Source organism: Kosakonia sp. N21 (genome assembly GCF_050587465.1).
Taxonomy (GTDB): domain Bacteria; phylum Pseudomonadota; class Gammaproteobacteria; order Enterobacterales; family Enterobacteriaceae.
Window position 1 is genome coordinate 297819 of record NZ_JBOBHR010000002.1, and the last position, 15085, is coordinate 312903.

The following is a 15085-nucleotide window of genomic DNA, read 5'->3' on the forward strand; positions in this document are numbered from 1 at the left end:
ATCTTACTGGAGAGAGAACAATGTCCCGAATCCCGCAAAAACTGACCATGGCGGTCATTATCGGCAACCGCGGTTTCTTCCCGAGCTACCTGGTGGCGGAAGCGCGCGAACAGGCTATCGCACTGTTTGACCGTCTTGGTATTAACACCATTATGCTCAATGAGACGCAAACCGAACTGGGCGGTGTGGAAACCCGCCAGGACGCGAAAATTTGCGCCGACCTGTTCCGCGCCCACCGCGATGAGATCCACGGCGTCGTGGTACTGCTGCCTAACTTTGGCGATGAAAAAGCCGTGGCGGAAACCCTGCGCCTTTCCGGGCTGAATGTTCCGGTGCTGGTGCAGGCCGAAGAAGATAATCTGGATAAAATGGGGCTGGCGACGCGCCGCGACAGCTTCTGCGGCAAAATCTCCCTGTGCAACAACCTGCGCCAGTACGGCATCCCCTTTACCCTCACTACACAACACGTTTGCGCCTTGCGCGGTGAAGTGTTTGAGAACGATCTCAAACGTTTTGAGCAGATCTGCCGGGTAGTCAGCAGCATGCGCGGTGTGCGCGTGGGTGCCATCGGTGCGCGCCCTGCCGGGTTTAACACCGTGCGCTACAGTGAAAAACTGCTTGAGCGGCTGGGGATTGCGGTAGAAACCCTCGATCTTTCGGAAGTCTTTACCCGCATCAAAACCCTGCGCGATGACGATATCCGCGTGGATGAAAAACGCCGCCTGTTAATGGACAACGCCGACGCCAGCGCCATTCCCGCCGACAAACTGGTCACCATGGCGAAGCTGTTTGTGGTGATCAGCGAATGGGTCATCGCCAATGATATCGACACTACCGCCATCCAGTGCTGGACGTCGTTGCAGGAGAATCTGGGCATTAACGTCTGCTCCATCATGAGCGTGATGTCCGGCCAGCTCATGCCGTCCGCCTGCGAAGTGGATGTGATGGGCGCGCTGTCGATGTACGCGCTGGCAAGCGCCAATATGAGCCCGGCATCGATTGCCGACTGGAACAACAACTTTGGCGACGACCGCGATAAATGCGTGCTGTTCCACTGCGGTAACTTCGCTGCCGCCAGCCTCGACACACCGCATATGGGCACGGCCGATATCATCGGCACGACCGTTGGCAAAGAGAACACCTGCGGCGCGGTGCACGGTCGTCTGAAAGCCGGGGCGCTGACCTACTTCCGTTTAAGCACTGACGATCTGAGCGGTGAGATCAAAGCCTATGTTGGCGAAGGTCAATCCGTGGACGATCCGCTGGATACCGTTGGCTGCCGTGCGGTGATTCAGGTGCCGCATTTAGAACATCTGTTGTCATGGATCTGCCGTAACGGTTTTGAACACCATGTGGCGATGAACCACGCGGCAAGCGCGGGCATTCTGCATGAAGCCTTTACCCGCTATCTCGGCGTTGACACTTACCTGCATCAATAAACGCCTGATGGAGAAACGTCATGTCGCCAGATAAAGAGATTGTAATTGCCCTGGATGAAGGCACCACCAACGCCAAAGCGGTGGCGCTGGACAATCGCGGGCAGGTGGTAGCGAAATGCTCACGCCCGCTGACCATCCAGACCCCGCGTGAAGGCTGGGTGGAACAATCCGGCGAGCAACTGCTGGAAGCCTCGCTGGCGGTGATTCGCCAGGTCATCGATGACGTCGGCGCAGCGCGCGTGGCGGCGCTGGCCATCAGCAACCAGCGGGAAACCGCCATTGGCTGGTATCGCGCCAGCGGTCAGGCATTAGGCCCGGCCATCACCTGGCAATGCTCACGGACGGCGGATTTTTGCCATGCCTTGCGTGAGCAGGGCCATGAAGCGGCCATCAAAGCGGTGACCGGCCTGCCGGTAGCGCCGCTGTTTTCGGCGTCCAAGATGCGCTGGCTGCTCGACGCCACGCCTCACGGTAACGAACGGGCGGCACAGGGTGAAATCTGCCTTGGCACGGTAGATAGCTGGCTGCTGTGGCACTTAACCGCCGGCAGCGCCTTCTGCTGCGACTACTCCAACGCCTCGCGCACCCAGTTGCTCAATCTGCACAGCGGCGACTGGGACGACGAGATGCTGGCCCTGTTTGGCATTCCGCGCCAGGCCCTGCCGACGATCCGTCCTTCCAGCGGATTATTCGGCCATACCCAGGGTTTACACGGCATCCCGGACGGTATACCGGTACTGGCAATGATCGGGGATTCGCACGCAGCGCTGTTTGCCCATGGACTGGGCGCCGCCGGGTGCGTAAAAGCCACCTACGGCACCGGTTCGTCGGTGATGGCGCCCGTCGCATCGGCGCAGTGCGATGTCAAATCGCTGGCGACGACCGTGGCGTGGCACGATGGCGAGCGGTTGGTCTACGGGCTGGAAGGCAATATCCCGCATACCGGCGACGCGGTCGCGTGGATGGTGGAGAGCACCGGGCTGAATGAGCTGCCGGAAGCGGAACTGGCGCAGGCGCTCAGCACGCTGCCCGCGTCGGTGGAATCAACGCTTGGCGTCTATTTTGTGCCAGCGCTGACCGGACTGGGCGCGCCCTGGTGGGATGAACATGCGCGCGGTTTGATTCACGGCTTGAGTCGTGGGGTGAAACGCGCGCATCTGATCCGCGCGGCGCTGGAATCCATCACCTATCAAATTGCCGATGTGGCGGTGGCGATGCGCCAGCATGGCGACTTTACCCTCAAAGCGCTGATGGTGGACGGCGGTCCAACGAAGAATGACTGGCTGATGCAATACCAGGCGGATTTACTGGGCTGCCCGGTGATGCGCAGCGATGTGGCGGAGCTTTCCGCCATGGGCGCGGCGCTGCTGGCGCGCAAAGCGTTAATGCAGGTTGATAGCGAACAGCTGCGCCAGTTCCTGCCGGAACATGCCACTTTTCAGCCGGATATGACGCGCCACAGTCGGCTACAAAAACGCTGGTTCGACTGGCAAAACGCCGTTCAGCTTGCCCGCGCGCAAAAATAACCTTCTCTCGTTGCGGGGCTTCTGCCCCGCGTTTTTTTGGTAATGCCAAAAACGTCTGGCTTATGCGAGTGGCGCATATAGAAAGACGAATTTAAACTTTAAGAAAATTCAGAAGCGGCCTAACGTAGCGGTACAAAATAATCACATGACGTTAACTTTTCAGGGATTTTCTGATGACCAAAAAACTGCTGCCCCTCGTCATACTGACCCTCCTTTCTGCCGCCAGCCACGCGGCAACGCCCCCGGACACACTGGTAGTGGCACAAGGTCTGGACGATATTGTGAGTCTCGATCCGGCGGAAGCCAATGAATTATCCAGCATTCAGACCGTGCCAAGCCTGTATCAACGTCTGGTGCAGCCGGATCGTGAAAACCCGGAAAAGATAAACCCGGTGCTGGCGGAGAGCTGGCAGGCGGATGCGGCGGCAAAAACCCTGACCATTAAGCTGAAAAGCGATGCAAAGTTTGCGTCCGGTAACCCGTTGCGCCCGGAAGATGTGATTTTCTCCTATACCCGCGCGGTGACGCTGAACAAGTCCCCGGCGTTTATCCTTAACGTGCTCGGCTGGCAGCCGGATAACATCGCCAGCCAGTTGAAAAAAGTGGATGCCCACACCCTGCAACTGCACTGGACGGCAGACGTTAGCCCGGCGGTGGCGCTGAATATCCTCTCCACGCCGATTGCCTCTATCGTTGATGAAAAGCAGGTCAGCGCGAATGTAAACGCCGGTGATTTCGGCAACGCGTGGCTGAAAATGCACTCTGCGGGCAGCGGCGCGTTTAAGATGCGCGTCTACCAGCCGCATCAGGCCATTGTGCTGGAGGCTAACCCCACCTCTCCAGGCGGCGCGCCAGCGCTTAAAAATATCATTATCAAAAACGTGCCGGACCCGGCCTCCCGCCGTCTGTTGATCCTACAGGGTGATGCGGATGTGGCGCGCGATCTCGGTGCGGATCAAATCAGCGCACTGAGCGATAAAAAAGGCGTCAACGTGCTGAGCATCCCCTCTGCGGAGCAGAACTATCTGGTGTTTAACACCGGTAATAGCGCAAACCCGTTGCTGAATAACCCGGCGTTCTGGGAAGCAGCGCGCTGGCTGGTGGATTACAACGGCATTACCAAAGACCTGCTGAAAGGCCAGTACTTTGTCCACCAGAGTTTCCTGCCGGTGGGACTGCCAGGGGCGCTGGAAGATAATCCGTTTACCTTCGACCCGGCGAAAGCCAAAGCAATCCTCGCCAAAGCGGGTATTAAAGACGCGCACTTCACGCTGGATGTGGAGAACAAACCGCCGTTTATTACCCTCGCGCAGTCGATGCAGGCCAGCTTTGCCCAGGGCGGTGTGAAGGTGGATCTGCTGCCCGCAGCGGGTAGTCAGGTGTATGCCCGCGTACGTGCAAAACAGCACCAGGCGGCGATCCGTTTGTGGATCCCCGACTACTTCGATGCCCACTCCAATGCCAGCGCCTTTGCCTGGAACGATGGAAAGTCCAGTACTGTGGCCGGGCTAAACGGCTGGCAGATCCCGGAACTGAACAACGCGACACTGGCGGCAGTGGCTGAACCGGATGCGGCTAAACGTCGGGATCTGTACAAGAAGATGCAGCAGGAGTTGCAACACGCCTCGCCGTATGTGTTTGTTGATCAGGGGAAAACCCAGATTGTCGTGCGCGATAACGTCAAAGGTTATCAGCAAGGCCTGAATGCGGATATGGTGTGGTATGACCGCGTAACCAAATGATGATTTCCCCTCACCCTAACCCTCTCCCCGCAGGGGAGAGGGAACCGATCGGCGCGGGTTTATCCCCTCACACAAACCTTCTTCCCACCGGGGAGAAGGAAGTGATCGGGGCGGGTTTATCCCCTCACCCTGGCCCTCTCCCCACAGGGGCGCGGGAACCGATCGGTGCAGGTTTATCTCCTCACCCTGACCTTCTTCCCACAGGGGAGCGGGAAGTGATCGGGGCGGGTTTATCCCCTCACCCTGGCCCTCTCCCCACAGGGGCGCGGGAACCGATCGGTGCAGGTTTATCCCCTCACACAAACCTTCTTCCCACAGGGGAGCGGGAACCTATCGGTGCAGGTTTATCCTCTGACACACATCCCACAATCGCAGGGGAGTTAAGCGGTGGGGATTTTCCCCCTCTCCCTTTTAGGGAGAGGGCCGGGGTGAGGGTAATTATCCGCTTTACCTTAATGACGAGCTTTCCATGTCTGACATTTCTCGCGTCGCTCAGGCGCTCTTCACACTGCTGCTGACCCTGTTAGGCCTGCTGCTGGTCACCTTCTCGCTCTCGGCGTTTTCGCCGGTGGATCGGGTGCTGCAAATTGTCGGCGATCACGCCAGCCAGGCCACGTACGATCAGGTACGCCACCAGCTTGGGCTGGATCACCCCCTGCCGCTTCAGTTCTGGCACTACCTGCTGAACCTCGCGCACGGCGATCTGGGTATTGCCAGCGCCACCGGACAACCGGTGTTGCAGGATCTGCTGTCGGCGTTTCCCGCCACGCTGGAGCTGGCGACGCTGGCGCTGATCATGGGTACACTGCTGGGGGTGATCGCGGGAGTGCTGTGCGCGCGCTTTGCCGGTTCACCGTGGGATTTAGCCATGCGCACGTTTACGCTACTCGGCAATTCCGTGCCCATCTTCTGGCTCGGCCTGTTAATGCTGGCGCTGTTTTACGCCCGCCTGCAATGGAGCGCGGGACCGGGCCGGCTGGATGATATCTATCAGTACACGGTCACGCCGCAGACCGGGTTTGCGCTGGTGGATACGTGGCTCTCCGGCGATAGCGCCGCCTTTAAAAATGCCCTCAGCCATTTGTTGCTGCCGGTGTTGCTGCTGGCCTATTACTCGCTGGCAAGCATTACCCGGCTTACCCGTTCAGCCTGTCTGAGCGAAATGAACAAAGAGTACATCCTGTTGGCGCGCGCCAAGGGTGCGGGGGAGATGACCATTTTATTGCGCCATATTCTGCCGAATATTCGCGGGACACTGCTCACGGTCATCGCGCTGGCTTATACCAGCATGCTCGAAGGCGCGGTGCTGACGGAAACGGTATTCTCATGGCCGGGCATTGGCCGCTACCTGACCACCGCACTGTTCGCCGGGGACACCACCGCCATTATGGGCGGTACGCTGGTGATTGGCGTCTGCTTTGTGCTGATCAATAACCTGACCGACCTGCTGGTGCGGATCACTGACCCGAGGGTGCACTGATGCCGACCACGCTCTTTTTGCTGCGTCTTCGCCGCTCCCCTGCCGCCTTTAGTGGGTTAATCATTGTCGCATTCCTGCTATTGGTGGCGCTGTTCGCACCGTGGCTCGCGCCGCGCGATCCCAACTGGCAGGACGCCGCCTCACGCTTGCAAGCGCCGGATGTTCAACACTGGCTTGGCACCGACAGCTACGGTCGCGACCTGCTCTCAAGGCTGATTTACGGTACTCGCCCGGCGCTTGGGCTGGTAGCGCTGGTAACGCTTATCACGCTGCCTGCCGGGCTGCTGGTAGGCATCCTTTCAGGCTATTACGGCGGCTGGGTTGAACGCATCCTGATGCGTTTTACCGACGTGGTGATGTCGATGCCGCGCCTGATCCTCGCTTTCGCCTTTGTCGCCATGCTGGGGCCCGGGCTGGTCAACGGCGCACTGGCGCTGGCGCTCACCACCTGGCCCGCCTATGCACGCCAGGCGCGCAGCGAGATCCAGCGTCTGCGCCACAGCGATTATCTGGCAGCGGCGGAGATGATGGGGATTCGCGGCGGGCGCTTACTGCTGGGCCATCTTTTACCGCTCTGTTTACCGTCGGCGATTGTGCGCCTGGCGCTTGATTTGGCGGGCATTATTCTGGCCGCCGCCGGACTGGGTTTCTTAGGACTCGGCGCCCGCCCGCCGATGGCGGAATGGGGCGCGATGATTGCTGAGGGTATGCAGGTGATTTTTGACCAGTGGTGGATTGCCGCCGCGCCTGGCGCGGTGATCCTGCTGGCAAGCCTGGCGTTTAACTTACTGGGCGATGGCCTGCGCGACATTCTGGAGCCACAACATGACTGATATCCGCGTCGCCGTCAGCGGCCTGACCATTGACTATCCCGGCGCGCGGGTGGTGAACAACCTCAGTTTTACCCTCGGCAACGAGCGACTGGCGCTGGTGGGGGAATCCGGTTCGGGTAAATCCATGACCGCCCGCGCCCTGATGGGGCTGGTGCGCAAACCCGGCAACGTTAATGCTCAACAACTGGAAGTGCTGGGCCACGATCTCCGCAGCCTCACGCCCCGGGGCTGGCGCCACCTGCGTGGTAACGGTATCGCCATGGTATTGCAGGATCCCCGTTACGCCCTCAATCCGGTAAAAACTGTGCTGGCGCAGATTGATGAAGCGTTAACACTGCACCAGCGGTTGAGCCGCACACAGCGGACCGGGAAGATCCTCGACGCGCTGCAAGCGGTTGAACTGGAGCCCGCGGTACTGAAACGTTATCCCGGTGAACTCTCCGGTGGTATGGGGCAACGGGTGATGATCGCCATGGCGCTGGTCAACGATCCGAAAGTGCTGATCGCCGATGAACCCACCTCAGCGCTGGACGCCAGGTTACGAAACCAGATCCTCGAACTGCTGGTGGCGCAATGTGAACAGCGACAAATGGCGATGCTGCTTATCAGCCACGACTTACCGCTGGTGGCGCAACACTGCCATCGCGTGATGGTGATGTACCAGGGCGAATGCGTCGATGCCATGCCTGCGCAGGCGCTGCCCGGTGCACAACACCCTTATACCCGCACACTGTGGCGCTGCCGCCCCGGCGCGGAAACCTATGGTCAGATGTTGCCCACGCTCGATCGCAGCCAGTCATTCACGGAGTGAAGCATGACAGTTATTGAGATGCACAATGTGCAGGTTGCCTTTGGCGACAAAACGGTGGTCTCGGGGGCCAGTTTCCAGGTCAATCAGGGGGAAACATTCAGCCTGATTGGCGCATCGGGCTGCGGCAAGTCCACCTTACTGCGCGTACTGGCAGGCTTGCAGCGCGAGTGGCAAGGCGCGATGTCGCTGTTTGGCGAGCCCATCAAAGCCGGTACACGTTATCAAGGGGCGCTGCGGCGTAATGTGCAGATGGTGTTTCAGGATCCCTGGGCGTCGCTGCACCCTAATCACACACTCTACCGCACCCTGGCGGAGCCGCTGACAATCCACGGCGAGAAAGAGGTGGAGACGCGGGTGAGCAGCGCCCTTGAGCAGGTGGGGCTGCCTGCGGATGCCGCACGCCGTTACCCGCATCAGCTTTCCGGCGGGCAACGCCAGCGTGTGGCTATCGCCCGGGCGTTGTTGCTGCAACCGAAAATTCTGCTGCTGGATGAACCCACATCGGCGCTGGATATGTCGGTACAGGCGGAGATCCTCAACCTGCTGAACCGTCTTAAACAACAACACGGGATGAGTTACCTGCTGGTCAGTCATGATGCGGATGTGATTGCCCATATGTCAGACCGGGCGGCGTTTATGGCGGGGGGCGTGATTGCACGTTTTTTTGACCGGGATGCGCTGCGACGCGGCGAACATCGCATGGCGTAGAGAGACGGCACCGGAACAGGCCGATGCCGTTGGTGTCAGGGAGACAAGTTCGCAAAGCAGGTAGCGAGAGTCTGTTTCTGCTGGCCCTGACTGTCGAAATTACTGACGCTGAGCCAGGCGGAAATGGCGGCATCGCATTGCGGCCATTCGCTATCCAGCATCGACAAATAGTCGGTGTCGCGGTTACGCCCTTTACGCACCATATGCTGGCGGAAACAACCTTCCCAGGTGAAGCCCAGGCGTTCTGCGGCGCGGCGTGACGCCACGTTCAACGTGTCGCATTTCCACTCTACGCGGCGGTAATCGCAGGCAAAGGCGTGGCGCAGCATCAGCCACACGGCTTCGGTGCCCAGCACGCTCTTTTTCATCAGCGGCGACCAGGTCACATGACCGATCTCCACCGTGCCATTTTGCGTATTGTTCGCCAGCCAGGCAATCACCCCAACGGCGCGGTTCGTCGCGGCATCCACCACCGCGAAAGGGTGCACGGATTTGTCGATCATTTTGCCAATCACCCAACGCGCCATGCTGTCCACGTCATCCGGGCGGACGCCAGCCAGCCAGGTCCAGTCGCTGTCATCCTCCGCCTGCGAATAGGCGTGCAGCAGGTGCGGGGTATGCACCCTGACATCCAGCGGCTCCAGCCGACAGTAACGCCCTTGTAATACGCTCTGCGGCAACGGTTGTACGCCGTTCCAGTGGGGCAGCGCATTGCCCACATATTGACCATAGTGATTCAGTTCCGGCACGTTTCTCTCCCAGGCAAAAAAGATAAATGTAAAAAAGATGTTTTATCAGGAGAACGCGGCGGAAGACAGTGCTAAAAATTGGGGGTTTTTGTTAAAAAATGCTTTTGAAATCAGAGGACTGACCAGACAAGGCGTCAGGAATACCTGACGCCGACTGAATTAACGCGCAAGATTGCCAAATTGAGACAAAACCCAGTCAAAAATGGCCAAACCACGTGTCACTTCTTCCGCGCTCATGGTGCAGGGCGGCACCACGTGAATGCGGTTTTCCACCACAAAACTCAACACCCCGGCCTGGGTCAGCGCCGTTTTGATCGCCGCCATATCCGCTGCCGCCAGCGGCGTCTTATTTTTCCTGTCGCTTACCAGTTCCATGGCCTGGAACATACCGCGACCGCGCACATTGCCAATCAGCGGGTGTTTCGCCGCCAGCGCATCCAGCCCTGGCCGCAGTACGCCGTTGCCCACGGAGGCGGCGTTCTCCACCACCTTTTCTTCTTTCATTGCATCAATCGTGGCGACAACCGCCGCCATCGCCAGCGGATGGCCGGAATAGGTCAGCCCCCCGGCAAAGAAGTGATCGTCAAAGTAGTGTGAAATCGGCTCAGAAATCAGTACGCCGCCCGCCGGGACATAACCGGCGTTGACCCCTTTGGCGAAGGTGATCAGGTCCGGCACCACGCCGTCCTGTTCAAACGCGAACCAGCTACCGGTGCGACCAAAACCGGCCATCACTTCATCGAGGATCAACACAATGCCAAACTCATCCGCCAGCGCGCGGACGCCCTGCATATAGCCTGCTGGCGGTACCAGAATCCCCGCCGTCCCCGGAATGGACTCCAGCAGAATGGCGGCGATAGACGTTGGCCCCTCGCACTCAATCATCCGACGCAAATGCGCCAGCGCACGTTCGCACTCTTCCGCTTCGCTGGTGGCATTAAACTCGCTGCGGTAGAGATAGGGGTTAAAAAAGTGCACATGCCCACGCGAATATTCGTTTGGCACGCGACGCCAGTCGCCGGTTGCGGCAATCGCACTGCCGGTATTGCCGTGATAGGAACGATAGGCGGAGAAGACTTTGTCGCGTCCGGTGTACATCCGCGCCATACGGATGGCGTTTTCATTGGCATCTGCCCCGGCGTTGGTGAAAAAAACCTTACTGAAGCCTTCCGGCGCCAGTTCAACAATGCGCTTCGCCGCTTCGCCGCGCGCCAGGTTGGCGGTGGCCGGGGCAATGGTCACCAGTTCTTCAAGCTGGGCTTTCATTGCCGCCAGCACGCGGGGATGCTGGTAACCAATGTTGACGTTCACCAGTTGGCTGCTGAAATCGAGGTACGTGTTGCCGTCGTAATCCCACAATTCACAGCCTTTCGCGCCGGCGATCACCATCGGGTTGAGGTTGCCCTGCATCGACCATGAATGAAACACATACGACCGGTCCAGTTGACGCACGTCGTCATTGGTTATCGCCATCTCGCTCTGAAGTGCCAGTTTCATATCCTGCTCCTTTCATGCCGTTGTTGTTGACTGCATCATGCGGCGCGCCCTTCTTTCGCGGGTAGAGCCAGTCGTGTTGGCGATATGTGACACACGTGTCACACCGTTTGCTGGCAACTGGCTCTGTCTGGCGCAGGCCGGGGTTTTTATAGTGGCGCAACAACCGGCACAGGAGATGAAGATGACTGAAGCAACGAAAGTGGTATTTATTACCGGCGCAACATCCGGATTTGGCGAAGCGGCAGCGCAGGTCTTTGCCGACGCGGGCTGGTCACTGGTGCTGAGCGGGCGTCGTCTGGCGCGTCTGGAACGTTTAAAAGAGCAGTTACACAGCAAAGTCCCGGTGCACATTATTGAGCTGGACGTTCGCGACAAAGATGCGGTGAAAAACGCCGTCGCCTCCCTGCCCGCCGCGTTTGCGGATATCACCGCGCTGATCAATAACGCCGGACTGGCGCTCTCCCCGCAACCGGCACAGCGTGTGGATCTGGAAGACTGGCAGACCATGATCGATACCAACGTCACCGGGCTGGTGAATGTGACCCATGCGTTGCTGCCGACGCTGATTAACCATGGCGCGGGTGCCTCGATCATCAATATCGGTTCGATTGCCGGGCAATGGCCTTACCCCGGCAGCCATGTGTATGGCGCCACCAAAGCGTTTGTGAAGCAATTTAGCTATAACCTGCGCTGTGATTTACTGGGAACCGGCGTGCGGGTAACCGACCTTGCGCCAGGTATTGCGGAAACGGAATTTACGCTGGTGCGCACCAAAGGCGATCAGACTGCGTCAGATAATTTATACCGCGGCACCACGCCGCTTAGCGCGCTGGATATTGCAGAGCAGATGTTTTACATCGCCACCCTGCCGGACCATATGAATATCAACCGCGTGGAAGTGATGCCGGTACGTCAGGCCTGGCAGCCGTTCGCCATCGACAGGGATTGAGTTGCCTTTGCCCCTTTTGCGTTCAGGAGGGGCCAAAAATAAAACGCCCCGGCAAATGCCAGGGCCTGATGTTTTATTTTTTTCCCAAAGTGTTCAAAACTTCTTACCCCGCCCGGCGCTTATCTCCGGCACTCACTTTGTGGTGGTGTTAGCTCTGTATTGAGGCAAAACCACAATAGTCCATCGGAATAGTCCTGACAACAGGCGGGAGCACTCCTTTTTGAGATTTATGATAGGGATCATGCTTTCCCTTTTGCTGCCACAGCGGCGTGTGCGTTCTGTCACTAACGCCGCACGAACAGGCTTTTTATGCTGCACTTCTCTGCTTTTTCTCTCCCGCTGCCCCACCACAAAGCAAACATGTCGCCATCTGCACCAAACTGATCAAACTTATCGGTAAAAATGCCGACAAAAACCACTAAAACCCGGCAACATCACCCCTGGCACAAAAATGGCATGGAGAAAAGAAACCTAACCAGTTAGTCAAAAAACAGGGGAGCAGGATGAGCCAGTCGATGTTTGCTGAAGAATCGGTGCTGGTGTCGTTAAAACCCACCAGCGCCACGGCGCGACCCGTTATTACGGTCAGTCAGGCCAATGTGATCTACCCGGCGGCTGACCAGCCGGTGCACGCGTTAAACGATATTAATCTGACCATCCGCCAGGGGGAGTTTGTCTCCTTTATTGGCCCGTCCGGCTGCGGCAAAACAACCTTACTGCGCACCATTGCCGATCTGGAGCCGATCACCTCCGGTGAGCTGCGGGTGAATGATATGTCACCGTCAGAGGCGCGCCAGGCAGGAGCATACGGCTACGTGTTTCAGGCTCCGGTGCTGCTGCCGTGGCGCACCGTGCTGGCGAATGTGAAATTGCCGTTGCAGATCCACGGCGTACCGCCCGAACGTTGCGATGAGATCGCCCGTGAGCAACTCGCCAGGGTGGGGCTGAAAGGGTTTGAGAAAAAATACCCGTGGCAGCTCTCCGGCGGCATGCAGCAACGGGTTTCTATCGCCCGTGCGCTGGGCTTCGAGCCGAAAATCCTGATGATGGACGAACCGTTTGGCGCGCTGGACGAGCTCACCCGCGACAACCTGAACCAGCAACTCCAGCAACTGTGGTTTAACGAGCAGCGCACCATGGTGTTTGTTACCCACTCCATTTCGGAAGCCGTTTACCTGTCGACCAAAATCGTGGTGATGTCGCCGCGTCCGGGTCGCATTGTGAAAGTGATCGACTCCCCGCTGCCCGCCCGGCGCGACCTGGCGATTCGCAATACGCCCGCCTTTTTGCAACTGGCGCAGGAAGTGCGCGAAGCGCTGGTGGAGGGCCATCATGAGCATTAACGCCAGCGCCGTTCACCGACGCGTACTGCAAAGCGCGCTGCCGGTCGGCAGCGTTATGCTGGCGGCCCTGGCGCTGTGGTATCTGCTGGCCTTTGCACTCAATGCGCCGGGAGTGATTGAGCGGGTACTGACGCCACGCGGTGCATGGACCAGCAGCGATCTGCTCACCGCCGCCCTCAATGCCTCCCGCCCGCTGTTGCCCGCGCCGCACCAGATTGTGATCGACATCTGGAACAGCATCACGCAATGGTCGCTGACCTCGCCGCGCAACCTGTTATTACACACCTGGGTTACCGCCAGCGCCGCGCTGACCGGGTTTGCGATGGGCATCGTGCTGGGGGTGCTGCTGGCGATTTGCATTGTGCATTCCCGCACGCTGGATAAAGCCCTGCTGCCATGGATTGTCGCCTCGCAAACCATTCCGGTGCTGGCCATTGCCCCCATTGTGCTGATCATTCTCGGCAGCGTAGGCATTACCGGTCTGTTGCCGAAGGCCACCATCGCCATGTACCTGTGCTTTTTCCCGGTCACCATCGCCACGGTGCAGGGACTGCGCTCACCGCAAAAAATGGAGATGGAGCTGGTGCACACTTACGCGGCACGGCGGCTGGATATTTTCTGGATGGTGCGCCTGCCCTCCTCGTTGCCGTATCTGTTTCCTGCATTTCGTGTCGCGATTGCCAGCGGCCTGGTTGGCACCATGGTGGCGGAATTGCCCACCGGCGCGCAGGCGGGACTGGGGGCGCGGCTGCTAACCGGTTCGTATTACGGCAATACCCTGCAAATCTGGTCGGCGCTGGTGATGGCGTCGCTGCTTGGGCTGGCGTTAACCGGGCTGGTAACGCTGACGGAACGGCTGGTGATGCGCCAGCGCAAGGGGGGATGATGAAACGTCACGCAATCCCGGGAACCGTATTGCTGGTTGGCGCACTGCTGTTACTGATGCTGTCGCTGATCCAGCTTACCCGCACGGCGGCAGTGTCTGTGCCGCTGATCAGCATTAACGCCTTACTGGTACTCAGCGCGCTGGCAGCGTGTTCACTGACCTTTAGCGCCCTGCGCGCCGGGGTGTTTGTCGCCGCATTGAGCGTCTGCGCGCTGTGGCTGGTGTGGCTACCGCTTCACGGGCTCACCCTGTGTGCGCTGGCATTGCTGGCGGTGGTCAGCGTGCAGCGACTGGCGCGCGCGCCGGTCCCCGCTGGCGCGGTGGCGGCACTGCTTGGCCTGTGGTTATTGTGGTTCTGGCAAATTCTGGTCACCGGTTTTGCCGTGCCGCAGGTGATCCTGCCCGCCCCGCTCGACATTCTCGCCGCGCTGGTGGACAGCGCCACATTGTTGGCGGGCGATGTGCTGCAAACCGTCATCAAATCCGTGCTGGTGGGTTACCTGCTCGGCAGTGGTTTGGGCATCGGCGTGGCGCTGTTGATCGACAGATTGCCGTTTTTACAGCGCGGCTTGCTGCCGGTCTCCAACCTCACCAGCACCGTGCCGCTGGTCGGCGTCGCGCCGATTGCGGTGATGTGGTTTGGTTTTGACTGGCCGTCAAAAGCCGCGGTGGTGGTGCTGGTGACCTTCTTTCCGGCGCTGGTCAGCACCCTTGCCGGGTTAAAGGCCAGCGGCAAGCTGGAGCAGGAGCTGATGTACTGCTATGCCGCCACGCCCCGTCAGCGCTTGCTGGCGTTGCGCCTGCCTGCGGCGATGCCGTTTATTTTCAGTGCCCTGAAAGTGAACGCCACCCTGTCGCTGATTACCGCCATTGTGGCCGAGTTTTTCGGTTCACCCACCGCCGGGCTGGGTTTTCGTATCTCCACCGAATCGGCGCGCATGCATATGCCGGTGGTGTGGTCGGCGATTGTGGTGGCGTCTGTTGCCGGTTCGCTGTTTTACAGCCTGCTGGTGCGCCTCGACCGCCGCGTCAATTTCTGGCACCCCACGCTGCGTGGGAACGCGTTGGAAAAGTAAAAACAACATGATGATTAGCACGTTTACAGGCTCATTAACCCGAGGA

The 15085-nt window shown here is 59.1% G+C and carries 13 protein-coding genes; 11 read left to right on the forward strand and 2 right to left on the reverse strand.

What is annotated here, in order from left to right:
* Window positions 1–20: 20 nt before the first annotated feature.
* From ACQ3G7_RS05175 to ACQ3G7_RS05205, 7 genes are all read left to right on the forward strand, one after another.
* Window positions 21–1439, forward strand: coding sequence for an L-fucose/L-arabinose isomerase family protein (locus ACQ3G7_RS05175; RefSeq protein WP_430889079.1), 1419 nt, complete (start codon window positions 21–23; stop codon window positions 1437–1439).
* 20 nt (window positions 1440–1459) lie between these two features.
* Window positions 1460–2965, forward strand: coding sequence for an FGGY family carbohydrate kinase (locus ACQ3G7_RS05180; protein ID WP_430889080.1), 1506 nt, complete (start codon window positions 1460–1462; stop codon window positions 2963–2965).
* A gap of 173 nt (window positions 2966–3138) precedes the next feature.
* Window positions 3139–4707 carry an ABC transporter substrate-binding protein gene (locus ACQ3G7_RS05185; RefSeq protein ID WP_430889081.1) on the forward strand — a complete coding sequence of 523 codons (1569 nt, stop codon included), beginning with the start codon at window positions 3139–3141 and terminating at the stop codon, window positions 4705–4707.
* A gap of 469 nt (window positions 4708–5176) precedes the next feature.
* The gene (locus ACQ3G7_RS05190; protein WP_430889082.1) at window positions 5177–6187 is read left to right on the forward strand and encodes an ABC transporter permease; all 1011 of its coding nucleotides are present in this window, start codon (window positions 5177–5179) and stop codon (window positions 6185–6187) included.
* Window positions 6187–7020 carry an ABC transporter permease gene (locus ACQ3G7_RS05195; protein ID WP_430889083.1) on the forward strand — a complete coding sequence of 278 codons (834 nt, stop codon included), beginning with the start codon at window positions 6187–6189 and terminating at the stop codon, window positions 7018–7020. Before ACQ3G7_RS05190 ends, ACQ3G7_RS05195 begins: the two co-directional genes overlap by 1 nt.
* Entirely contained in the window at window positions 7013–7831 is an 819-nt protein-coding gene (locus ACQ3G7_RS05200; protein ID WP_430889084.1) for an ABC transporter ATP-binding protein, read from the forward strand. The genes ACQ3G7_RS05195 and ACQ3G7_RS05200 overlap by 8 nt, the downstream gene beginning before the upstream one ends.
* Before the next feature lie 3 nt (window positions 7832–7834).
* Window positions 7835–8539 (forward strand): ABC transporter ATP-binding protein, encoded by a 705-nt coding sequence (locus ACQ3G7_RS05205; RefSeq protein WP_263097631.1) that lies wholly within the window; start codon window positions 7835–7837, stop codon window positions 8537–8539.
* Window positions 8540–8574: 35 nt separating this feature from the next.
* Here the strand turns inward: ACQ3G7_RS05205 and ACQ3G7_RS05210 are convergent, their stop codons facing one another.
* Together ACQ3G7_RS05210 and ACQ3G7_RS05215 are read right to left on the reverse strand one after the other, a co-directional pair.
* Window positions 8575–9288 carry a GNAT family N-acetyltransferase gene (locus tag ACQ3G7_RS05210; RefSeq protein WP_430889085.1) on the reverse strand — a complete coding sequence of 238 codons (714 nt, stop codon included), beginning with the start codon at window positions 9286–9288 and terminating at the stop codon, window positions 8575–8577.
* A 159-nt stretch (window positions 9289–9447) separates the two neighbouring features.
* Window positions 9448–10785 carry an aspartate aminotransferase family protein gene (locus ACQ3G7_RS05215; RefSeq protein ID WP_430889086.1) on the reverse strand — a complete coding sequence of 446 codons (1338 nt, stop codon included), beginning with the start codon at window positions 10783–10785 and terminating at the stop codon, window positions 9448–9450.
* Between the two features lie 181 nt (window positions 10786–10966).
* Between ACQ3G7_RS05215 and ACQ3G7_RS05220 the strand changes: the two genes are divergently transcribed.
* From ACQ3G7_RS05220 to ACQ3G7_RS05235, 4 genes are all read left to right on the forward strand, one after another.
* Window positions 10967–11734, forward strand: coding sequence for an SDR family NAD(P)-dependent oxidoreductase (locus ACQ3G7_RS05220; RefSeq protein WP_430889087.1), 768 nt, complete (start codon window positions 10967–10969; stop codon window positions 11732–11734).
* A gap of 503 nt (window positions 11735–12237) precedes the next feature.
* On the forward strand, window positions 12238–13077 hold the full coding sequence (locus tag ACQ3G7_RS05225; protein ID WP_263097635.1) for an ABC transporter ATP-binding protein: 840 nt from the start codon (window positions 12238–12240) through the stop codon (window positions 13075–13077).
* Complete coding sequence (locus ACQ3G7_RS05230; protein ID WP_430889088.1) at window positions 13067–13963, forward strand: ABC transporter permease; 897 nt, start codon at window positions 13067–13069, stop codon at window positions 13961–13963. The genes ACQ3G7_RS05225 and ACQ3G7_RS05230 overlap by 11 nt, the downstream gene beginning before the upstream one ends.
* The gene (locus ACQ3G7_RS05235) at window positions 13963–15039 is read left to right on the forward strand and encodes an ABC transporter permease (protein ID WP_430889089.1); all 1077 of its coding nucleotides are present in this window, start codon (window positions 13963–13965) and stop codon (window positions 15037–15039) included. Before ACQ3G7_RS05230 ends, ACQ3G7_RS05235 begins: the two co-directional genes overlap by 1 nt.
* Window positions 15040–15085: the final 46 nt, after the last annotated feature.

Coding starts and splice junctions, on each gene's coding strand:
- ACQ3G7_RS05185 (WP_430889081.1), top strand. CDS start 3,139: ATGACCAAAAAACTGCTGCCCCTCGTCATACTGACCCTCCTTTCTGCC.
- ACQ3G7_RS05235 (WP_430889089.1), top strand. CDS start 13,963: ATGAAACGTCACGCAATCCCGGGAACCGTATTGCTGGTTGGCGCACTG.
- ACQ3G7_RS05175 (WP_430889079.1), top strand. CDS start 21: ATGTCCCGAATCCCGCAAAAACTGACCATGGCGGTCATTATCGGCAAC.
- ACQ3G7_RS05225 (WP_263097635.1), top strand. CDS start 12,238: ATGAGCCAGTCGATGTTTGCTGAAGAATCGGTGCTGGTGTCGTTAAAA.
- ACQ3G7_RS05205 (WP_263097631.1), top strand. CDS start 7,835: ATGACAGTTATTGAGATGCACAATGTGCAGGTTGCCTTTGGCGACAAA.
- ACQ3G7_RS05215 (WP_430889086.1), bottom strand. CDS start 10,785: ATGAAACTGGCACTTCAGAGCGAGATGGCGATAACCAATGACGACGTG.
- ACQ3G7_RS05230 (WP_430889088.1), top strand. CDS start 13,067: ATGAGCATTAACGCCAGCGCCGTTCACCGACGCGTACTGCAAAGCGCG.
- ACQ3G7_RS05190 (WP_430889082.1), top strand. CDS start 5,177: ATGTCTGACATTTCTCGCGTCGCTCAGGCGCTCTTCACACTGCTGCTG.
- ACQ3G7_RS05195 (WP_430889083.1), top strand. CDS start 6,187: ATGCCGACCACGCTCTTTTTGCTGCGTCTTCGCCGCTCCCCTGCCGCC.
- ACQ3G7_RS05180 (WP_430889080.1), top strand. CDS start 1,460: ATGTCGCCAGATAAAGAGATTGTAATTGCCCTGGATGAAGGCACCACC.
- ACQ3G7_RS05200 (WP_430889084.1), top strand. CDS start 7,013: ATGACTGATATCCGCGTCGCCGTCAGCGGCCTGACCATTGACTATCCC.
- ACQ3G7_RS05220 (WP_430889087.1), top strand. CDS start 10,967: ATGACTGAAGCAACGAAAGTGGTATTTATTACCGGCGCAACATCCGGA.